The sequence below is a fragment of the Enterobacter cloacae complex sp. 302F9 genome, assembly GCF_050030335.1.
Taxonomy (GTDB): domain Bacteria; phylum Pseudomonadota; class Gammaproteobacteria; order Enterobacterales; family Enterobacteriaceae; genus Enterobacter; species Enterobacter hormaechei_C.
In genome coordinates this window covers 520,124-539,846 of sequence record NZ_JBLGUC010000001.1, presented here as the reverse complement: position 1 = coordinate 539,846, position 19,723 = coordinate 520,124, and the positions used below count along the sequence as shown (strand labels likewise).

Sequence of the window (19,723 nt, the reverse complement as noted above, 5' to 3'; positions counted from 1 at the left end):
ATGAACTTGCTGGCATTGACGCATCCCGATCTGGTGTTTATCAACCCGCCCCAACGTACGCCGGAAGCAGTGATCCGTTGGCTCACCGAGCCGCTCGCCAGGCGGAATGTCATCAACGATCGAGAGGCATTTATCGAAAGCGTTTTACAACGCGAAAGTGAAGGCCCTACCGCGCTGGGTGAAGCGCTCGCCGTCCCGCACGGTAAAACCGAGGCGGTGCAACAGGCGGCATTTTGTCTGGCGCTCTTTGACGATCCGATATGCTGGCCGGGGCTGGAGGGTGATGAAGAGGTGAGGATGGTTTTCCTGCTCGCCATTCCGCCAGCGGAAGCAGGCAGTACGCATATGCACCTGCTGACGACGCTGACCAGCAGACTCACGGATGAGCGGGTGCGTGAGCAATTGCTGGCGGCGCGTACGCGGGAAGAGGCGATGTCTGCGCTGAGTAATGAAGGTTCTCAAGAACAGGACGATGCCCCCGAAAGCTCTCTTCTCATCCTGTTGGTACTGGGCTGCATCGTTACCGTAGCCTTTTTGCAGGCAGGGTTGAGCTGGGTCTGCGGGGTGAGTTAATCGAGCAGCGCTCAGCACAGGCTCTGCTGAGCGCTTGTTTTTGTTGAATAATTAATCAGATTTTTCCTTCGAGTCTTTACAATTGCCACAGCGCCCGCCGTTTGTACTCTCGTCTTTTTACTTTGTTCTGCATCAAAAAAATCGCAAACTTGTTTGATGCAAATCACTATATGTAGCACTTAAAATGCACACCGACCCAACATCTTGTATTTATCGTCTACTATTCCAACAACAAGACGGCGCTTACGCTGGCCGGAATTGTGGATAACACGAGCTGGGCACGCGGGAAGTCTTTGCCGCGGCGAGGAATACGTCCGGTGAATACTTCTCCACCTTTGTGGATAACCTGTTTTTAAAATGGAGTGATCATGACACCGCATGTGATGAAACGTGATGGCTGTAAAGTGCCGTTTAAATCAGAGCGCATCAAAGAAGCCATTCTGCGTGCAGCTAAAGCAGCGGGAGTCGATGACGCAGATTACTGCGCCACCGTCGCAGAAGTCGTTAGCAGCCAGATGCATGAACGCAGCCAGGTGGATATCAACGAGATCCAGACCGCGGTTGAAAACCAGCTGATGTCTGGTCCGTACAAGCAGCTGGCGCGCGCCTACATTGAGTATCGTCACGACCGTGACGTCCAGCGTGAGAAACGCGGTCGCCTGAACCAGGAGATCCGCGGCCTGGTAGAGCAAACCAACTCGTCGCTGCTCAATGAAAATGCCAACAAAGACAGCAAAGTGATCCCAACCCAGCGCGACCTGCTGGCCGGTATCGTCGCCAAGCACTATGCCCGCCAGCACCTGCTGCCGCGCGACGTGGTGTCTGCGCACGAGCGCGGTGAGATCCACTATCACGATCTCGACTACTCGCCGTTCTTCCCGATGTTTAACTGCATGCTGATCGACCTGAAAGGCATGCTGACCCACGGTTTTAAAATGGGTAACGCCGAGATTGAGCCGCCGAAATCCATCTCCACCGCGACGGCGGTCACGGCGCAGATCATCGCCCAGGTGGCAAGCCACATCTATGGCGGCACCACCATTAACCGCATCGATGAAGTGCTGGCCCCGTTCGTGGCCGAGAGCTTCAACAAACACCGTAAAACGGCGGAAGAGTGGCAGATCCCGGATGCCGACGGTTACGCCCGTTCCCGCACCGAGAAAGAGTGCTACGACGCGTTCCAGTCGCTGGAATATGAGGTAAACACGCTGCACACCGCCAACGGCCAGACGCCGTTTGTGACCTTCGGGTTTGGCCTCGGCACCAGCTGGGAATCACGCCTGATCCAGCAGTCTATTCTGCGCAACCGCATCTCCGGCCTCGGTAAAAACCGTAAAACGGCGGTGTTCCCGAAACTGGTGTTCGCCATTCGTGACGGCCTGAACCACAAGTTTGGCGATCCGAACTATGACATCAAGCAGCTGGCGCTGGAGTGCGCGAGCAAGCGTATGTACCCGGACATCCTCAACTACGACCAGGTGGTGAAAGTCACCGGTTCGTTTAAAACGCCAATGGGCTGCCGCAGCTTCCTCGGCGTGTACGAAGATGAGAACGGCGAGCAGATCCACGACGGGCGCAACAACCTGGGCGTCATCAGCCTGAACCTGCCGCGCATCGCGCTGGAAGCTAAAGGGAATGAAGCGGCCTTCTGGACGCTGCTGGATGAACGTTTACAGCTGGCACGTAAGGCGCTTATGACCCGCATCGCCCGTCTTGAAGGGGTGAAAGCCCGCGTCGCGCCAATTCTCTATATGGAAGGAGCCTGCGGCGTGCGCCTGAAGGCGGACGATGATGTGTCGGAGATCTTCAAAAACGGTCGCGCATCGATCTCTCTTGGCTATATCGGCATTCACGAAACGATTAACGCGCTGTTTGGCGACAAGCACATCTATGACAACGACGCCCTGCGTGAGAAAGGTATCGCGATTGTGCAGCGCCTGCGCGATGCGGTAGACCAGTGGAAAGAGGAAACTGGCTACGGTTTCAGCCTGTACAGCACGCCGAGCGAAAACCTCTGCGATCGCTTCTGCCGTCTGGACACCGCCGAGTTCGGCATCGTGGAAGGCGTGACCGACAAAGGTTACTACACCAACAGCTTCCACCTCGATGTGGAGAAGAAGGTGAACCCGTACGACAAGATCGACTTTGAAGCGGCCTATCCGCCCATTGCGAACGGCGGTTTTATCTGCTACGGCGAGTACCCGAACATTCAGCACAACCTGAAGGCGCTGGAAGACGTGTGGGATTACAGCTATCAGCACGTGCCGTACTACGGAACCAACACGCCAATTGACGAGTGCTACGAGTGCGGCTTTACCGGTGAGTTCGAATGCACCAGCAAAGGCTTCACCTGCCCGAAATGCGGTAACCACGACGCAGCCCGCGTCTCCGTGACCCGCCGCGTGTGCGGCTACCTCGGCAGCCCGGATGCCCGTCCGTTTAACGCCGGTAAGCAGGAAGAGGTGAAGCGCAGGGTGAAACATCTGGGGAATGGGCAGATCGGGTAATCCGCTGCCACGTTAATGCCCGGTGGCGCTGCGCTTACCGGGCCTACGGACCGCTCTCTTTTGTAGGCCGGGTAAGCGCAGCGCCACCCGGCGTGGTTATTCGCGATGAACTATCACCAGTACTACCCCGTCGACATCGTCAACGGCCCCGGCACCCGCTGTACCCTGTTTGTATCAGGCTGCGTTCACGAGTGCCCCGGCTGCTACAACAAAAGCACCTGGCGCCTGAACTCGGGTATGCCGTTTACCGCTGAGATGGAAGACCGCATCATCAACGACCTGAACGACACGCGCATCAAACGCCAGGGGATCTCGCTCTCCGGCGGCGACCCGCTCCATCCGCAAAACGTGCCGGCGATCCTGAAGCTGGTAAAACGCATCCGCCGCGAGTGCGCAGGAAAAGACATCTGGGTCTGGACGGGCTATAAGCTGGATGAACTGAATGCGCAGCAGATGGAAGTGGTGGATCTGATTAACGTCCTGGTCGACGGCAAGTTCGTGCAGGATCTAAAAGATCCTATGCTTATCTGGCGCGGCAGCAGCAACCAGGTTGTGCATCATCTGCGTTGAATGAAGGCGGATATCCTCTGTCCGCCTGAACGTCAAAACCGACTCAAACTCTCCATCGCCTCAGCCTTAAACGCCGCAAAATTCTCGCACTGGCACAGGCGCGCCATCGCGCGTTCACGCAGGAAGGTGACAAAGATGTCGTAAATCGCCATTGCCTCTTCGTACTCGCTTTTGCTGATGGCGAGCAGGAAGATGACATGAGCGGTTTCATCTCCCCACTGAATGCCCTGCGGCGCCAGCACGGTGTAGACCACCGTTTTTTGCGCCAGCAGCCCGAGGGAGTGCGGCAGCGCGATGCCGTCGCCGAGCATGGTGCTGACGATGGCTTCACGCTCGATAACCGATTCCAGAAACTCCGCGCCGACAAAACCTTCCCCTTCAAGCTGCCCGCACAGTTCGCGGAACAGCGTTTGCTGGTCGACAGGCTTGTCGAGAATGCGGAAATGGGCCGCGTCGAAGTATTTTTCCAGCATCCACGGGCGGGTGCGATCCACCAGCACCAGCTTGCCGATCTGCTCTAACTGATAATCGGTCGGGAACGGGGCGATCATCACCACCGGTTTGGATTTTTCGCTCACGCGGGCGGTGGAGATCACGAAGTCTTCGCCAATGGCATCGGCAAGCTCGTACTCACGAAGGGTGAGCGTGCGCGTCACCTCAATCTGCGGATATTTACGCTGAAGTACCGCCTCGATCATGCGCACCATCGCGTTACCGGCGTCGCACACCAGCAGCACCCGCGGCTGGCGCTGGTAGCCGATATTGTAATGGCGCTCCAGCCCGACGCCGATATGCAGCACCAGAAAACCAATTTCGTTTTCGCTGATCACATACGGGGTGTATTTGCCCCAGCTCGACACCGCCGCGAGGGTCATATCCCACGCCATCGGGTAGTGCTGCTTGATGTTATCCAGCAGCGGATTGGGGATCATGATTTGATACCGCACGCGGGTAATCATGGTTTTGATGTGCGTGAGCAGATCTGCATGCAGTTGCTCATCGCTCAGCAGGTTGTAGTTATAGTGGGTGTTGATGTAGCGCAGAATGTAGTTGACCAGGGCTTCGTCGTCGTCGGCGTTAATCGCGCTGGGGGCGATCTCCTGGATCTGCCGCGCCGCAATGTGCACACACAGCCAGCTCTCTTCTGACGGCGAAAGCGCTTTGCCCGCCAGCTCCTGGATAGCCACCGCGATATCTTTCGCCGCCTCACGCACGTTCTCTTCCACGTCCTCCGCGTGGAATTCCGGCAGCGGATACCCCTCGCTGATGCGCCGCACCGACACCGCGCAGTACAGGCGCAGGAACAGCTCGCCTTCATCGGTCAGGCGAATGTGATGGCGCGTCAGCGCATCGTGCAGCACCGGCACCATCTTTTCCGCCACCCCCGCATTCAGCGCCACGTCGGTCACCAGCGGGTTCAGGCTGTCCTGCTGCGCCAGCTCCCACAGGAGGTCGGTCAGGCAGGCGCGGATCGCCATCTCGCTGCCAAACAGCTTCATCCCGTGGCGCGGGCGGGTTTCCAGCGTCAGGTTATAACGGTGAAACCACTCGCGCACTTCCACCATGTCGCTCTGCAACGTAGCCCGGCTGACGAACCACTCATCGGCCAGATCCTCCAGCTTGAGGGAAAAGGCTGACGTCAGAAAACGCACCACCAGATAGTGCACGCGCTCCGGTCCGGTTCGCGGAATACGCAGCGCGCGCGGGTGGGACGCCTGCAATTGTTGATAGCGCACCACATCATTAATTTTGAGCTGATAGCCGTTGCCCCGGCTCAAAATGAACTGCGCGCCGTGGCTGGCCAGCAGCGCGTTCAGGGCGGTGATATCCGCCCGGACGGTTCGCGTGGAGACCGACAGCCGCTGCGCCAGCTCGTCCTGTGGCAGCGTCTCGTTTTGCAACAGATCGAAAAGTTGCGCTAAACGTTGGTTCGGAAATCGCACGTCGTTGTCCTCTTACTGCTCAGGGTGAAATGACCATCTGGGATGGGCTGCCGACCGGGGTATAGTCTGGCTCGGCGCTCAGCTTGCCGTCCGGCGCCACGCGGAAACGGGTAATGTTGTCGCTGCGCTGGTTCATGACGTACAGCCAGCGACCCTGCTTATCGAGCGTCAGGGTGCGCGGATAGTCGCCGCGCGTCCAGACATCATCCTGATGCGTCAGCGTACCCTCCGCCGTTACGGTAAAGTGCCCGATGCTGTTATGCAAACGGTTAGCGACATACAGCTGTTTCCCGTCGGCGCTTAGCGCCAGCCCGGCAGCAAAACTGGTGCCTTTATAACCGTCCGGCAGGGCTGAAACCGTTTTACCCTCTTTCAGCCTGCCATTACTGTCCAGCGCATAATGGGTGAGCGTAGACGCCTCTTCGTTAATCAGCCACAGGGCATCGCCTTTCGGCGTAAAGACGAAGTGGCGCGGCCCGGCCCCTTTTGAGGAGGCGCTGATAAATGGCGGATCGTTAGGAGTCAGCTTCCCGGTTTGATCGTCAAAACGGTACTGATAGATGCGATCCAGCCCCAGATCGGTGGAAAAAACGTATTTCCCGTCCGGATCGGCGGCGATCATGTGCGCATGTGGGCCGTTATGATCGCTGATGGCGAAACTGCCCTCGACGGCAGCTTCCGGCTTCGCCGCGCCCGGTTCGCCTTTGTCCTGATGGGTGTCCGTAGCATCGCCCAGGCTGCCGTCTGCGTTAACGGGCAGCACCGCGACAGTTCCGCTGACGTAGTTTGCCACCAGCAGATGTTTGCCGTTCGGCGTCAGGGAAAGATACACCGGCCCCGCGCCGCCGGAGGACACCTGATTCAGCTCGCTCAGCGCGCCGTTATCACCGATGCGCAGCGCCTGCACCACGCCCTGCTCCACTTCGCTTGCCAGATACAGCGTTTTGCCGTCGTGTGAGACGGTTAACTGCGCGGCGTTCGGCAGTTTGCTCACCAGTGTTTTATCGTTCAGCGCACCGGTTTGCGGATCGACGGTAAAGCGGTACAGCCCTTCACCGTTCGGATTATAGGTACCCACCCAGGCGTACTGGGTTTGAGCGATTGCAGAGGTAGCAAGTAAAGAGAGTGAAGCGACAAGCAGGGTACGGGTGTGCATGGTGGCTCCTTCGGGTGTGTGCGGTTTGTTTCCCCTCACCCCAGCCCTCTCCCAAAGGGAGAGGGGGTAAAGGTTCCCTCTCCCGGTGGGAGAGGGTTAGGGTGAGGGGCAGGTTCTACTTAACCAGCTTCTTCGTCATCGCCAGCAGCGTACGCACATCTTCCGGACGCGTATCACCGCTGGCTTTATCGATAATCGAGCTGTAGATATGCGGGATGATTTTGCTCACGCCCGCATCCAGGGCGATCTGCAAGATCGCCTCGAAGTTCTCCAGATCGATTCCCCCGGTCGGCTCCAGCCAGAAGTCGTGACGGGCGCAGGCTTCCGCCACCGCCTGGTATTCGTCACGGCATTTCAGGCCGCCCATCGGGAAGTACTTGATGGAGCTGCCGCCGAAATCTTTCAGCAGGGCGATAGCGGTTTCAACCGGCACTATGCCGTCCGGCGCTTTGCTGCTCAGCGGGCCGGTGGAGATTTTCACCATGCCGACGGTGCCGGTCGGGGAGACCAGACCGTTGACCACGGACTCATTCTGCCCCAGCAGCGCGCGGCTGGTGGCCACGCCGGTAAAGACCTGGTTAACGTGCTGCGGCTGCACCTGGCGGGAGATTTCACTCACCATCGCTGACTGGTTCGGGTCGCCCGCGCCCAGCCCCACGGAGAGCGCATTATCAATCAGGGCTGCGTATTCGCGCATGTCCGCAACCGCGCTCGCCACGTCCGGGTAATTTTTGGAGAGCACGCCCACCAGCACATGACCTTCCGCCGCCTCGTAAATGGCGCTGGCGTTGGCCTTTGAGCCTGCCAGCACGTTCAGGCAGACGCGGTCACGGTAAAAGTTGGGGGTCAGTTTCATGCTTTTTTCTCCTGTCCTAATACTTCGCTAATGCGGCGGTACACGATGTTCAGCTGGTCAGCATTCACGCTGCGCACGTCCGCCTCGATAATCCCTTCGTTGGCCTTATAGCCACGGAAGTAAATGGCGTATTCGCCCTGTTTCAGCGCGTTCACCAGTTCACCGGTGCCGACGCCGGTGGTGGCTTCGTCAAACTTAATCTCGGTGCGGGCGATGTCACGCCCGGCGCTGTCCCAGACCACGCGCGCGGTCACGCCGTTCAGGGTGTTCAACGCGTCGATAAACGGCGTCATCTTCGCCACCATCTCGGCCCCGCTCTCTTTGGTCGCCGTCAGGTAGTGTTCGATGGCGCAGGTCAGGCCCAGGATACCCTCTTTGCCCACTTTCATCGCGCGACCAATGCCCGCCGTCTGGCGCTTCACCCACTCAACGTACTGGGTTTTGCCGATCACCAGCCCGCTGGTTGGCCCTTCGATCGCCTTCGCGCCGCTGTAGATCACCAGATCGGCACCGGAGCGGTAGTAGGCGTGCAGATCTTCTTCCGCCGCCGCATCGACGATCAGCGGGAGATCGTGCTTGCGCGCCACGACCGCCGCCTGCTCGACGCTGAGCATGCTTTTCTGCACGCAGTGGTGCGATTTGATGTAGAGGATCGCCGCCGTGCGCGGAGTGATCGCCGCCGCCAGCTGATCGGCAGAGCATTCGTTGGCGTAGCCCGCCTCCACCAGCTTGCCGCCGCCCAGCGCCACCATGGTGCCCACCGGCGCGCCAAAGTTCACGTTGTGGCCTTTCGGCAGGACGATTTCGTTGTTTTCAATCGGTGTGACGTGCAGGTTTTCCAGCAGCCAGTCGCTGTCTTTCACCAGCACCGCCGCCACGGACTGGGCAATGCCCGCCGACGCGCAGGAGACCACCGTCGCCCCTTCCACCTCCAGCAGCTTCGCGATGTATTCCCCGGTTTTATTGACCAGATCCTTCATCTCGAAATAGTGATTCATGCCGTCCATCGCCGCCTGCACCACTTCCGGGCGCGGCGTGGAGACACCCAGCGCCGTCATGCGGCCAGAGGTGTTGATAACCTGCTTTAAGTTGTACTTCTCATAAATCGAAGGCATGTTCCGTGCTCCCTTGTTCGGTCATGTAGCCCTTGCCCGCGCGGATCGCGGCAAGCGGCATCAGAATGTGTTCAGCCTGTAGGCTGTCGTTTTCGGCATCCGTCAGCACCGTCGGCTGGCGCTTGAGCGTAAACAGCGTCAGATCGGCGTCGAGGCCAGGCTGAATGCGGCCTTTGCGCGTCAGGCGCAGGCCGTCGGCGGCGTTGGCCGTGACACAGTCAATCACCTGCGGCAATGACATGCCGATGGCGAGGAATTTCGACATCACGCTCGCCAGCGAGCCGACCGGGCCGTTGATGCGGTTGCGGCAGTAAATATCCGAGCTGATGGTATGCGGCAGAATGCCCATCGCAATGGCGCGCTTCGCCACTTCAAAGCTGAAGCTCGCCGTGCCGTGACCGACGTCCAGGCGCACGCCGCGCTTCAGCGCAGACGTAATGGAGGCGCGTAGCTCGCCGGAGGGCGTCAGAATGCGGTTAGGCTTGCCGTTGTAGCAGTGGGTGATGATGTCGCCGGAGCTCAGCAGCTCGGCAATCTCATCGAGGTTAGGCGGGTTGTTGCCGATGTGCACCATCAGCGGCAGGTCGCCGTTCTCTTTCTGAATCGCTTTCGCGCGCTCCAGCGGGGTGATGCCGTTTTCACCGACCACGCTGCTGCTCATGCGCGCCTTCAGGCCAACGATAAAATCCGGGTGGCGCGTCACCGCCTGCTTCACCGCATCGGCGTCAATATTCGCCATATTGGCCAGCTCGTTCTGGGCGATCAGCCCCACGCGGGAGATGTTCAGCAGGGCAAACACCTCGGTGGAGGCTTTGCGGGTGATGGCGTAAAAATCGTCCACGTCGTCGGCGCCGGTACTGCCCGCGTCCACCACGGTGGTGACGCCGGTGGCAATGCCCACGCTGTCCGGCTCGTCGTGGTAAATCGGGGAGTTCGGGTAGCAGTGGACGTGGGAGTCAATCCAGCCCGCGCTGACGAACACGTCGCCGTTCAGCTCAACCGTTTTGCGGGCGGGAGCGTCAATGTCGCCTGTCGCGGCAATCTTCCCGTCCTGGATGGCGATATCGGTCAGGGTATCGTCGGCGAGGCGCGCACGGCGCAGGAGTAAATCAAACATGAGGATCTCCTGATAAAGCGGGCACCGAAGCGCCCGCGGGTATTAAAGGGCGACCGGGAACAGCCAGCCCAAAATCATTGCGCCGAGGATGGCGCCACCGGTAATCGGCTTCTGCCAGATGTAGAACAGCAGCGCGCCTACCAGGGAACCGACGCCGATTGGAATGGAGGCGGTCATGGCGCTGAGGATAATCAACGGCCCGAGGAAGCGGCCGGAGGCGTTACCCGCGCCCATCATCACGTCTGCGCCGTAGGTGGAGTTGCTCTGATTGATGGTGAACTTACGCGCCAGGATGATGACGTAGCCAATCGCCAGGCCAATCACCAGGCCGGTAATCAGCGCGGCAATGAAGTTGGTCACCGGGAACATGATCCCCGCGCCCAGCAGCAGCGCCGGAACGCCGAGGCCCACGCCGGTCTGGATCGCACCGCCGATATCGAGAATACCCACCAGCGAGCCTTCGATAATACGGGCGAACAGGAAGCTAGCACCGAACGCCGCCACCGCGCCGTAGACGCCGGTATCGATTCCCGCTTTCAGCATCGCCACGAAGGCAACTTCGTTAAACGCGCCGATGCCGTAGAGGTAGTACATGTGCGTCCCGGCAAAAACGCCGGAGGAGAGCAGGCCAACGAAGATCGGGAACGACCAGTCGGCATACCAAAAACCTTTATTCTGTTCCATTTAGAGGCTCCTGTTATTTACCGCTGAGCGAGTTGTGGATCATGTCGAGCCAGTTCGGCACGGTCAGATGGAAGGATTCGATCATCTTCATGTCGAAGCCGCGGAAGAAGCCGCTCAGCACGAAGAGCAGAACGATCGCCGCCATCATCACTTTGGTGACGTGGTTCCAGCCACTCTCTTCAACACCTTTACCAATCAGAATACCCAGTACCAGACCCGGTACGGCGTTACCCATGATCAGCTGTGCCGCGCCGCCAAAGATGGTGGCCCAGAAGCCCGATTTTTTACCCGCGTCGATGGCCGCCAGCCAGAAGATCACCGGCATCACGGTGTTGACCAGCAGGTTCGCCGCCGGTACCAGCACCTTCACGGCGGTGACCTGAAGCGCTGCCGGAACGGAGGAGGCGGTCAGGTTAAGGAAGGTCACGACAATCATGCCGATGATGCCGCAGGCAATCGCCATTTTGCGCGGGTCATGCAGCGTTTCACCGACGTTACGGTTTTTAATCATCAGTGCAGCAGCACCCCAGTTCGGGATGATGCGGTGGTCAACGTCCTGTGTGAAGGCACCTGCGGCCACGGAAGAGGCCCAGGCGTTAAAGAAGAAACCTAACCCAAAGGAGAAGTGGGACGCCGGATCCCCTTCGCAGGAGTTCAGTTCCCCCAACGTACGAAACGCGCCCATACCCTGAGTGGTAGGCGCATGAAACATGCGTGCAGCCCCGGCGCCAACACCGACGCCAACCAGGCCGCCAATGATGAGCGATTTTATTAATATAATTAAGAACATCAGTCTGCCCTTTTATGAATAATCAGCGTTGCGTGACGAAATCCACCTGGTCGAGATTGATGGCGGTCACGTTGACGGTCACATCCAGCTCCACGCTGTAGGTGCGTCTTTCCCGGCGCAAAAAGAAGAACAGAAACGCTTCTTTTCGCACCGCTTCTTGCGCCTGAACAACCTGCACATCCTGTGGCTCAATACGCAGTAAGATATGCGGTGAGGCTTTCATCACCGCAGCCTGAACGTGGTTGAGGGCGTCGGCAAAGGCGCGCGCTTTGGCGTCGCCCTTCCCCTTCACTCTCACCGTGGTTGTGAACTGTTCTTTCATGCTTACGCGCCGTATTTCTTCTGCCACGCCTGTACCAGACGCTCGCCCAGCTCTTCTTTATCCATAAAGCCAAAGCCCAGCACGTTGCAGCCTTCGTTGATGGCGGTCACCCCCTCATCCACGGAGCGCATGCCGTATTTGGCCTTGTAGCCATATTTGGTCTGAGCGGTGATGGCGCCCGCGCCGCCGCTGCCGCAGAAGGAGATCCCGAAGGTGGCGTTTTCTGCTTTCATCACGTCACCGAGCTTCATATCCGCTGCCATGCCCGGTACGACAACCGCGCGTCCGCCGGCTTTTTCCACACCCGCAGCCACTTTCTGACCTTTACCCAGGCGATCGCCAATCACGACTGTAATCTGTTCCATGTGTTGCTCCTTAAAGGTTGTCTTTCGCGACTTCGAAGTGAACGGAGAGCAGCCAGGCTTCTTCATCAGGAAGGTTGCCGAACTGCGCTACCACTTCACGGGCGAGTTGCATTGAATCTGGTGAAATTTCGTCAAACAGCTCTGCTTCAACCTCCGGCAGCGGCTCGCCGGTCACGGACCGGTGCGCCATTGCGCGAACGTGGGAGGTCAGCATCTGCTCCTGTACCGCGTTGGGAATGATGTTGTGCCGGGCCAGCAGGGCGTAGACCTGCTGAAGCATGGTGTTCGCGAGCTGTTCTGTTTGCACCGCCTGTTCCCCAACGTCGTTCATTACCGCTCCGTTAATCACTCGTCTTACCCCGTTAATGGCTCTGGAATAAAACTAACGTCGAGGGGGAATTGTTTGTAGCGAGTTGTTTTCCACTTCGAAGTGGAAAGGCGAGCAGCGGCAGTGATCTGTGCCACATAAATGCGGTGAATCTGTATAAATCGCTGGATTTACGTGATGAATATCACGCTATTACGCGGCATTAGACTGGTAAGCGAAGTGGAAAAGATTACGAGCAGGCTCGTAGAAATGTGACGTGGATAAGGTTTTCTTATGGGGATCCGCTAGAGGGGCGGCGGGTGCCTGAGACTGACCGTCTCAGGCATGGGACGGAAAGTGGAAAGCCCCGCCTGATAAAAAATCAGGGCGGGGGCTCGAAACGACACGTCACACCGTGGAGTTCGCTACCTCGCCCGCTTAAAAGCAAGGAGGCATCCATGAAACGCAGAAACCCAAGTATCGGGGTTTTGATGATTATTTCTTTGACAATAATCATCTTAACGCTGGTGACGAGGAAAACACTGTGCGAGATCCGTTTTCGTAACGGCTCGCTTGAAGTGACAGCGCGGATGGATTGTCGCTCCGGCAAGTAGGGAGCAACGATGCGGGGGCGCATCATGCGCCTCCGCATACGGGGAGAGGACGTACAGCTCAGGCACCCAATTAACGATACTTTTTGTGGTACGTGTTGCGGGTCGCGACAAACTGATCGGCTGCCGCCTGGGCTTCTTTCACTTTGCCTTCGTTCGCCAGCTTCAGCGCGCCGTCAATCTGGCCGAGCAGCACGTCAAAACCGTGGCGGTAGTCTTTCATCTCGGCGCTGTCTGCCGCTTTGCTTTCCAGCTTCGGCGGCGTCGCTTTTTGCGCATCCAGCGCGGCTTCACGCATTTTAGTCAATGCGTCTTTCATGTCCGCCGCATTGTCCGTTTTCTGCACCACCTTCAGGTTTTCACTGAGGATGTCCATGTTGTCTTCGAGATCGGCAGCAAACGCAGACGAGCCAAGAACCAGCGTTGAAGCCGCGACGATCGCTAACAGGTGTTTACGCATTGCTCACTTCCTTTTTTTTATTATTAATCACGCTTTTACGGGGATTATTGCCCGGCGATTTTCATCTCCGGCAGTAATACAGAACCACACTGAATATTGCTGCGTGTTTCAATATCGTTACCGACCGTAACAATATTGCGCCACATGTCCTTCAGGTTGCCGGCGATGGTGATTTCGCTCACCGGATACTGAATTTCACCGTTTTCGACCCAGAAGCCCGCTGCACCGCGAGAGTAGTCGCCGGTGATACCGCTCACGCCCTGCCCCATCAGCTCGGTGACCACCAGGCCGGTGCCCATCTCTTTCAGCATCTGTTCAAAATTCAGGCCCTGTCCGGCAATGCGCCAGTTATGAATGCCGCCCGCGTGCCCGGTGCTTTTCAGCCCCAGCTTACGCGCGGAGTAGTTGGTCAGCAGCCACTGGGTCAGAATGCCGTCTTTCACGATATCCCGACGTTCCGTGCGCACGCCTTCGCTGTCGAACGGCGTAGAGGCCAGCCCTTTCAGCAGGTGTGGGTGCTCTTCGATGGTCAGCCATTCCGGCAGGATCTGCTTGCCCAGCGAGTCGAGCAGGAAGGTCGATTTACGGTACACCGAACCGCCCGCAATCGCTCCCACCAGATGACCAAACAGGCCGGTTGCCACTTCGTTGGCAAAAATGACCGGCGCTTTCATGGTGGAAAGTTTACGCGGCGAAAGGCGTGACAGCGTGCGTTCGGCGCACGCTTTTCCCACCCACTCCGGAGACTGCAAATCTCCCAGCGCGCGGCCAATGGTATACGCGTAATCACGCTCCATATCGCCGTTTTCTTCGGCGATGACGCAGCTGGAAAGCGAGTGGCGGGTTGAGCAGTACCCCTGCAACATGCCATGGGAGTTACCAAACACTTTAATGCCGTAGTGGCTGTTAAAGCTGCCGCCTTCGGTATTGGTGATGCGTTTGTCAGCCTGCAAAGAGGCCTGCTCGGCTCGCGCGGCCAGCTCAATGGCTTCATCCGGCGTCACTTCCGCGGGATGGAACAGATCGAGATCCGGCGCGTCAAACGCCAGCAGCTCTTTATCGGCCACGCCAGCGTAAGGGTCCGGGGAGGTGTAACGCGCGATATCCAGCGCCGCCTGCACCGTACGGGCGATGGCATCCGGGCTCAGATCGGTAGACGACGCGCTTCCTTTACGATTCTGGTGATACACCGTGATCCCCAGCGCGCCATCGCTGTTAAATTCTACATTCTCCACTTCGCCATAGCGGGTGCTCACGCTAATGCCGGTGGTTTTGCTGACCGCCACTTCGGCGCCATCTGATTTACCTGAAGCGAGCGTCAGCGCGGTGGAGACGGCTTCTTCCAGGATCTTACGCTGCGCTTCAACTTGTGAGGTTACTTTCATCGCAAATGCCATACTGTAAGAGAGAGTTAAGTGAAGTCTAACAGAGAACCGTTTTTCAGTGCGCGTCTTAACTGGTAACATTAGCCTCTTTTTTTAAGGAGCCTGACATGACTAAGCAGCCCGAAGACTGGCTCGACGACGTTCCCGGTGATGACATCGAAGACGAAGATGATGAGATCATCTGGGTCAGTAAAAGTGAAATTAAACGTGACGCCGAAGAGTTAAAACAGCTTGGCGCAGAAATGGTAGAACTGGGTAAAAACGCGCTGGATAAGATCCCGCTCGACCAGGATCTGCGTGATGCCATTGAACTGGCACAGAAAATCAAGAAAGAAGGGCGTCGCCGCCAGCTTCAGCTTATCGGTAAACTGCTGCGTCAGCGCGACGTGGAGCCGATCCGTCAGGCGCTGGACAAACTGAAAAACCGCCACAACCAGCAGGTTGCGCTGTTCCATAAGCTGGAGCAGATCCGCGATCGTTTGATCGACCAAGGTGATGACGCGGTACCTGAAGTGCTGAACCTGTGGCCGAATGCCGACCGCCAGCAGCTGCGATCGCTTATCCGCAACGCGAAGAAAGAGAAAGAAGGGAATAAGCCGCCGAAGTCTGCGCGCCTGATTTTCCAGTATCTGCGCGAGCTGTCTGAGAACGAAGAGTAATCTGTGCGGGTTTGCGCCGGATGGCGGCGTAAACGCCTTATCCGGCCTACAAGCTCGTGCGAAAAAATGTAGGCCCGGTAAGCGCTAGCGCCACCGGGCTTTTTTTACTCTGCGGCCGCGGCTTTCTTCGCCAGACCGTCCAGCAGCTTCTGATGGATCCCACCAAACCCACCGTTGCTCATCACCAGAATGTGATCGCCAGGCTGTGCGGCTTTCACCACCATATCCGCTAAGACATCCACGTCCGCACTCCAGTGCGCCGGCTGAATGCAGGCGTCTGCCACTTCGGCCACCTGCCACGGAATATGCTGCGGTTGCAGCAGGAAGACCTCGTCGGCACGCCCTAAGGACGGTGCGAGATCGTCTTTGCAGATGCCCATTTTCATGGTGTTCGAACGCGGTTCCAGCACGGCCAGAATGCGCGCGGTGCCGCCAACTTTGCCACGCAATGCGGCAAGCGTCGCCAGAATGGCCGTTGGGTGGTGCGCGAAATCGTCATACACGGTAACGCCGTGGGCTTCACCGCGCAGCTCCAGACGGCGACGGGCGTTGATAAACGAGCCCAGCGCATTGGCGGCATCCGCAGGCAGTACGCCCACGTGCCGCGCCGCGGCGATCGCCATCAGGCCGTTGTGCATGTTGTGCTCGCCCACCAGGCCCCACTTCACCTCGCCCACTTTCTCACCGTCGAGCAGCACTTCCCATTCGGAGGCATCCGCGTTGAGCTTTTTCGCCTGCCAGTGCCCCTGCTCGCCAACCAGCTCCTGCTCGCTCCAGCACCCCATCGCCATAGTCTGCTTCAGGTTGATGTCGTTCTCCGGCAGGATAATGCGGCCCTGACCCGGAACAATGCGCACCAGATGGTGGAACTGTTTCTGAATCGCTTTCAGGTCGTCAAAGATATCCGCGTGATCGAACTCAAGGTTGTTGAGGATCAGCGTGCGTGGGCAGTAATGCACGAACTTGGAGCGCTTGTCGAAGAACGCGCAGTCGTATTCATCCGCTTCAATCACAAAGAACGGGCTGTCGCCCAGACGCGCGGAGACGTCGAAATTCCCCGGTACGCCGCCGATCACGAAGCCCGGCTTGTAGCCGCAGGCTTCGAGGATCCAGGTCGCCATACCGGCGGTGGTGGTTTTGCCGTGCGTCCCGGCAACGGCGACAACCCAGCGGTCGCGCAGGACAAAATCATGCAGCCACTGCGGGCCAGACATGTACGGGATATTGCGTTCCAGCACCGCTTCAACGCATGGATTCCCACGGGTCATGGCGTTACCCACGATCACCAGATCCGGCTGCGGCTCCAGCTGGCTGGCGTCATATCCCTGAATCAGAGAAATTCCCTGCTTCTCGAGCAGCGTGCTCATCGGCGGATACACATTGGCGTCCGAACCTGTCACTTCATGGCCCAGCGAGCGCGCCAGCATTGCCAGTCCGCCCATGAAAGTGCCACAAATCCCCAATATATGAATGCGCATACGTCACTATCCTTCTTCAATGTGGCGCACATTTTACTCACATGTCAGCGGCTGTGAAACGCATTTCAGGTAAATCCGTATTTTGCTGGCGCGATTCACCTCTGCGCTAATATTTGAATGTTTGTTAAGATTGTTGGACATCAACCGCTTTACTCAACATAAGATGCAGGGAAAGTGTTATGAAAACGTTAGGTGAATTTATTGTCGAGAAGCAGCACGAGTTCTCTCATGCTACGGGTGAGCTCACTGCTTTGCTGTCGGCAATAAAGCTGGGCGCTAAGATCATCCACCGCGATATCAACAAGGCCGGTCTGGTCGATATCCTGGGTGCCAGCGGTGCCGAGAACGTTCAGGGTGAGGTTCAGCAGAAACTCGACCTGTTCGCCAATGAAAAACTGAAAGCTGCACTGCGCGCGCGCGACATCGTTGCGGGTATCGCCTCTGAAGAAGAAGATGAGATCGTCGTATTCGAAGGGTGTGAACACGCGAAATACGTTGTTCTGATGGATCCGCTGGACGGCTCCTCCAACATCGACGTTAACGTTTCTGTCGGTACCATTTTCTCCATCTACCGTCGCGTCACGCCGGTTGGCACACCGGTGACGGAAGAAGACTTCCTGCAACCGGGCAGTAAACAGGTTGCTGCCGGTTATGTGGTGTATGGCTCGTCCACCATGCTGGTGTACACCACCGGCTGCGGCGTACACGCCTTTACCTACGATCCGTCCCTGGGCGTGTTCTGCCTGTGCCAGGAGCGTATGCGCTTCCCGGAGAAGGGCAACACCTACTCCATCAACGAAGGCAACTACATCAAATTCCCGAACGGCGTGAAGAAGTACATCAAATTCTGCCAGGAAGAGGATAAAGCCACCCAGCGCCCATACACCTCGCGTTACATCGGCTCGCTGGTGGCGGATTTCCACCGTAACCTGCTGAAGGGCGGTATTTACCTCTACCCAAGCACCGCCAGCCACCCGGACGGAAAACTGCGTCTGCTGTACGAGTGCAACCCGATGGCGTTCCTGGCCGAACAGGCAGGCGGCAAGGCGAGCGACGGTAAAGAGCGTATTCTGGATATCGTGCCGGAAAGCCTGCACCAGCGCCGTTCATTCTTCGTCGGCAACCGCCATATGGTGGATGACGTTGAACGCATGATCCGCGAATTCCCGGACGCGTAACGCACGAAAAGGGGAGCCAGGCAGGCTCCCTTTTTTTCAGGCCGTTTGCATCGTCAGCTTGAAGGAGGCCATCGCTTCCATCAGCTCGCGCGACTGTTCCTCCAGGGAACGAGTTGCCGCAGATGATTGCTGGACCAGCGCCGCATTTTGCTGCGCCGTTTCATCCATCTGATTGACGGCGATATTCACCTGCTCAATACCGCGGCTCTGCTCCTGGGACGCCGTCGCAATTTCACGCATCAGTTTGGTCATACGCAGCACTTCGGTAGCGATCTCGTCCATCGTCTCACCGGCCTGCTGCGCCAGCTCGCTGCCCTCGTTCACGTGGGTTTGCGAATCGCTGATAAGCGAGCGGATCTCTTTCGCCGCATCAGCACTGCGGCTGGCGAGATTACGCACCTCACCCGCCACGACCGCAAAACCTCGCCCCTGCTCACCCGCACGCGCCGCTTCAACGGAGGCGTTCAGCGCCAGAATATTGGTCTGGAAGGCAATGCCGTCGATGACGCTCAGGATATCGGCGATGCGCGCCGAACTGCCGGAGATGTCGCGCATCTTCTCAATGACATAACAGACCATTTCACTGCCGTGATCGGCGGTATCGGAGACCGACTTCGCCAGCTGGTGCGCCTGCTCGGCGTTATCGGCGTTAAGTTTCACCGTGGCGGTGATCTCTTCCATGCTGGCGGCCGTCTGCTCCAGCGAGGTGGCGGTGGATTCCGTGCGCTGGGCCAGGTTCATATTCCCGGCCGTCAGCTCGCGGCTGCCGGTATCAATCTGCGAGCTGGCGTCACGCACCCGCAGAACCGAGTCCATCAGCGACTGGCGCATCCCTTCGATCGCCGCGTTAAGGCGATTAAATTCCTGGCTGGCCGGCGCGTTCAGGGTATGGGTTAAATCCCCGGCCGCCACATGTTCCAGCTGGGCAATCGAGGCTGAAAGCGGCTTGAGCAGCATATGGCGCAGCACCAGCCAGGCCAGCACGATAATGCCAGCCGTCAGCAGCGCCGCGACGATAATCAGGATCAGCACGCGGGTTTTACTCGCCTGCACGGCGCTCACCTCCGCTTTACCGCGCGCCTCGCTCCATGCCTGGAACGCCTGCATATCGTTATCAAACTGCTTCGCCACCGGGACCAGCTTGTTTTCCAGCAGATCGTAATAGCTGTCCGCGCTTTGCTCGTTCAGGGCTTTCAGCATCGGGCTGATACCCTGCTGGTTGTACACCGCCAGACTCGCGGCAACGTTATCCAGCAGCTTTTGCCCCTGCTCATCCGCCACGCCGCTGCCGATCACGTCCTTCAGCGTTTTCTGTGCCAGCGCCACTTCCTGGTTAATGGTTTTGACCGCCCTGGCCGCATCGTCCAGCAGGCCGACCTCCATCATGCGGACGGCCTGCCCCGCTTCGTTACGCGCGCGCAGGATCAGCGTATAGCCGGCATTCAGCTGCACCATCTGTTCACCCTGAAGATGATTGATGCGCTGGAGAGAAGCGGAACTTTGTGTAAGGGCATAAATGCCGATGCCGCTGACAATCAGCAGCAGAAGGGTCATAACGGCCAGTAAAGAGAGCAAGCCGGTACGAATCGATAGCGTTTTAAGCATGATGTTATTTCCGGTAGCGAGATATTTCTGGGCATAAAAAAA

General features: G+C 58.1%; 20 protein-coding genes. 6 read left to right on the top strand and 14 right to left on the bottom strand.

All coding sequences use genetic code 11. The features are described 5' to 3' along the window. The 3 genes from ACQG0T_RS02605 to nrdG all read left to right on the top strand — a co-directional run bounded on the left by ACQG0T_RS02605 (position 1) and on the right by nrdG (position 3,650). Positions 1-573: a PTS sugar transporter subunit IIA gene (locus tag ACQG0T_RS02605; RefSeq protein ID WP_047718312.1), complete on the top strand. Its 573-nt coding sequence runs from the start codon at positions 1-3 to the stop codon at positions 571-573. A 368-nt stretch (positions 574-941) separates the two neighbouring features. Then, positions 942-3,080 (top strand): anaerobic ribonucleoside-triphosphate reductase, encoded by a 2,139-nt coding sequence (nrdD, locus tag ACQG0T_RS02600; protein WP_015572514.1) that lies wholly within the window; start codon positions 942-944, stop codon positions 3,078-3,080. A 105-nt stretch (positions 3,081-3,185) separates the two neighbouring features. After that, entirely contained in the window at positions 3,186-3,650 is a 465-nt protein-coding gene (gene nrdG / locus ACQG0T_RS02595; RefSeq protein ID WP_023302982.1) for an anaerobic ribonucleoside-triphosphate reductase-activating protein, read from the top strand. Positions 3,651-3,682: 32 nt separating this feature from the next. Here nrdG and ACQG0T_RS02590 read toward each other — a convergent pair whose 3' ends face one another. The 10 genes from ACQG0T_RS02590 to ACQG0T_RS02545 all read right to left on the bottom strand — a co-directional run bounded on the left by ACQG0T_RS02590 (position 3,683) and on the right by ACQG0T_RS02545 (position 12,347). Continuing rightward, complete coding sequence (locus ACQG0T_RS02590) at positions 3,683-5,593, bottom strand: BglG family transcription antiterminator (protein WP_017383912.1); 1,911 nt, start codon at positions 5,591-5,593, stop codon at positions 3,683-3,685. 19 nt (positions 5,594-5,612) lie between these two features. After that, complete coding sequence (locus ACQG0T_RS02585) at positions 5,613-6,749, bottom strand: lactonase family protein (protein ID WP_032103144.1); 1,137 nt, start codon at positions 6,747-6,749, stop codon at positions 5,613-5,615. 115 nt (positions 6,750-6,864) lie between these two features. After that, positions 6,865-7,605, bottom strand: a complete 741-nt coding sequence (gene dagF / locus ACQG0T_RS02580; RefSeq protein WP_017694646.1) for a 2-dehydro-3-deoxy-phosphogluconate aldolase — start codon at positions 7,603-7,605, stop codon at positions 6,865-6,867. After that, a complete protein-coding gene (locus ACQG0T_RS02575; protein WP_023295814.1) occupies positions 7,602-8,720 on the bottom strand; it encodes a DgaE family pyridoxal phosphate-dependent ammonia lyase in 1,119 nt (372 codons plus the stop codon). Before ACQG0T_RS02575 ends, dagF begins: the two co-directional genes overlap by 4 nt. Continuing rightward, complete coding sequence (locus ACQG0T_RS02570) at positions 8,704-9,837, bottom strand: amidohydrolase/deacetylase family metallohydrolase (RefSeq protein ID WP_017383915.1); 1,134 nt, start codon at positions 9,835-9,837, stop codon at positions 8,704-8,706. Before ACQG0T_RS02570 ends, ACQG0T_RS02575 begins: the two co-directional genes overlap by 17 nt. Positions 9,838-9,879: 42 nt before the next feature. After that, positions 9,880-10,521, bottom strand: coding sequence for a DUF4310 family protein (locus ACQG0T_RS02565; RefSeq protein WP_015572508.1), 642 nt, complete (start codon positions 10,519-10,521; stop codon positions 9,880-9,882). Between the two features lie 13 nt (positions 10,522-10,534). Continuing rightward, complete coding sequence (locus ACQG0T_RS02560) at positions 10,535-11,311, bottom strand: DUF4311 domain-containing protein (protein WP_006810337.1); 777 nt, start codon at positions 11,309-11,311, stop codon at positions 10,535-10,537. A 22-nt stretch (positions 11,312-11,333) separates the two neighbouring features. After that, entirely contained in the window at positions 11,334-11,633 is a 300-nt protein-coding gene (locus tag ACQG0T_RS02555; RefSeq protein WP_006810338.1) for a DUF4312 family protein, read from the bottom strand. A 2-nt stretch (positions 11,634-11,635) separates the two neighbouring features. After that, entirely contained in the window at positions 11,636-11,998 is a 363-nt protein-coding gene (locus tag ACQG0T_RS02550) for an SFCGS family glycine-rich protein (RefSeq protein ID WP_006810339.1), read from the bottom strand. Between the two features lie 10 nt (positions 11,999-12,008). Continuing rightward, complete coding sequence (locus ACQG0T_RS02545; protein ID WP_026080657.1) at positions 12,009-12,347, bottom strand: PRD domain-containing protein; 339 nt, start codon at positions 12,345-12,347, stop codon at positions 12,009-12,011. 416 nt (positions 12,348-12,763) lie between these two features. On the opposite strand from ACQG0T_RS02545, the gene ACQG0T_RS02540 reads away from it, so the two are divergent. Then, positions 12,764-12,919: a Hok/Gef family protein gene (locus ACQG0T_RS02540; RefSeq protein ID WP_017383916.1), complete on the top strand. Its 156-nt coding sequence runs from the start codon at positions 12,764-12,766 to the stop codon at positions 12,917-12,919. A 70-nt stretch (positions 12,920-12,989) separates the two neighbouring features. Here the strand turns inward: ACQG0T_RS02540 and cybC are convergent, their stop codons facing one another. Both cybC and pmbA read right to left on the bottom strand, forming a co-directional pair. Further along, positions 12,990-13,376 (bottom strand): cytochrome b562, encoded by a 387-nt coding sequence (cybC, locus tag ACQG0T_RS02535; protein WP_032652320.1) that lies wholly within the window; start codon positions 13,374-13,376, stop codon positions 12,990-12,992. Between the two features lie 44 nt (positions 13,377-13,420). Then, the gene (gene pmbA, locus ACQG0T_RS02530; protein ID WP_015572506.1) at positions 13,421-14,773 is read right to left on the bottom strand and encodes a metalloprotease PmbA; all 1,353 of its coding nucleotides are present in this window, start codon (positions 14,771-14,773) and stop codon (positions 13,421-13,423) included. A 95-nt stretch (positions 14,774-14,868) separates the two neighbouring features. On the opposite strand from pmbA, the gene yjgA reads away from it, so the two are divergent. Further along, complete coding sequence (gene yjgA / locus ACQG0T_RS02525; protein ID WP_017383918.1) at positions 14,869-15,420, top strand: ribosome biogenesis factor YjgA; 552 nt, start codon at positions 14,869-14,871, stop codon at positions 15,418-15,420. Positions 15,421-15,524: 104 nt separating this feature from the next. Here the strand turns inward: yjgA and mpl are convergent, their stop codons facing one another. Then, positions 15,525-16,898: a UDP-N-acetylmuramate:L-alanyl-gamma-D-glutamyl-meso-diaminopimelate ligase gene (gene mpl, locus ACQG0T_RS02520; RefSeq protein ID WP_017694649.1), complete on the bottom strand. Its 1,374-nt coding sequence runs from the start codon at positions 16,896-16,898 to the stop codon at positions 15,525-15,527. 179 nt (positions 16,899-17,077) lie between these two features. On the opposite strand from mpl, the gene fbp reads away from it, so the two are divergent. Further along, positions 17,078-18,076, top strand: a complete 999-nt coding sequence (gene fbp, locus ACQG0T_RS02515) for a class 1 fructose-bisphosphatase (RefSeq protein ID WP_003856070.1) — start codon at positions 17,078-17,080, stop codon at positions 18,074-18,076. Between the two features lie 36 nt (positions 18,077-18,112). Here fbp and ACQG0T_RS02510 read toward each other — a convergent pair whose 3' ends face one another. Further along, positions 18,113-19,681: a methyl-accepting chemotaxis protein gene (locus tag ACQG0T_RS02510; protein WP_015572503.1), complete on the bottom strand. Its 1,569-nt coding sequence runs from the start codon at positions 19,679-19,681 to the stop codon at positions 18,113-18,115. Positions 19,682-19,723: the final 42 nt, after the last annotated feature.

Bases quoted from the DNA above. Each gene is read 5' to 3' on its own strand.
- ACQG0T_RS02550 (WP_006810339.1), bottom strand. From the start codon at position 11,998: ATGGAACAGATTACAGTCGTGATTGGCGATCGCCTGGGTAAAGGTCAG.
- cybC (WP_032652320.1), bottom strand. From the start codon at position 13,376: ATGCGTAAACACCTGTTAGCGATCGTCGCGGCTTCAACGCTGGTTCTT.
- dagF (WP_017694646.1), bottom strand. From the start codon at position 7,605: ATGAAACTGACCCCCAACTTTTACCGTGACCGCGTCTGCCTGAACGTG.
- pmbA (WP_015572506.1), bottom strand. From the start codon at position 14,773: ATGGCATTTGCGATGAAAGTAACCTCACAAGTTGAAGCGCAGCGTAAG.
- mpl (WP_017694649.1), bottom strand. From the start codon at position 16,898: ATGCGCATTCATATATTGGGGATTTGTGGCACTTTCATGGGCGGACTG.
- nrdD (WP_015572514.1), top strand. From the start codon at position 942: ATGACACCGCATGTGATGAAACGTGATGGCTGTAAAGTGCCGTTTAAA.
- ACQG0T_RS02510 (WP_015572503.1), bottom strand. From the start codon at position 19,681: ATGCTTAAAACGCTATCGATTCGTACCGGCTTGCTCTCTTTACTGGCC.
- ACQG0T_RS02570 (WP_017383915.1), bottom strand. From the start codon at position 9,837: ATGTTTGATTTACTCCTGCGCCGTGCGCGCCTCGCCGACGATACCCTG.
- ACQG0T_RS02605 (WP_047718312.1), top strand. From the start codon at position 1: ATGAACTTGCTGGCATTGACGCATCCCGATCTGGTGTTTATCAACCCG.
- ACQG0T_RS02585 (WP_032103144.1), bottom strand. From the start codon at position 6,749: ATGCACACCCGTACCCTGCTTGTCGCTTCACTCTCTTTACTTGCTACC.
- fbp (WP_003856070.1), top strand. From the start codon at position 17,078: ATGAAAACGTTAGGTGAATTTATTGTCGAGAAGCAGCACGAGTTCTCT.
- ACQG0T_RS02575 (WP_023295814.1), bottom strand. From the start codon at position 8,720: ATGCCTTCGATTTATGAGAAGTACAACTTAAAGCAGGTTATCAACACC.
- ACQG0T_RS02560 (WP_006810337.1), bottom strand. From the start codon at position 11,311: ATGTTCTTAATTATATTAATAAAATCGCTCATCATTGGCGGCCTGGTT.
- nrdG (WP_023302982.1), top strand. From the start codon at position 3,186: ATGAACTATCACCAGTACTACCCCGTCGACATCGTCAACGGCCCCGGC.
- ACQG0T_RS02540 (WP_017383916.1), top strand. From the start codon at position 12,764: ATGAAACGCAGAAACCCAAGTATCGGGGTTTTGATGATTATTTCTTTG.
- ACQG0T_RS02565 (WP_015572508.1), bottom strand. From the start codon at position 10,521: ATGGAACAGAATAAAGGTTTTTGGTATGCCGACTGGTCGTTCCCGATC.
- yjgA (WP_017383918.1), top strand. From the start codon at position 14,869: ATGACTAAGCAGCCCGAAGACTGGCTCGACGACGTTCCCGGTGATGAC.
- ACQG0T_RS02555 (WP_006810338.1), bottom strand. From the start codon at position 11,633: ATGAAAGAACAGTTCACAACCACGGTGAGAGTGAAGGGGAAGGGCGAC.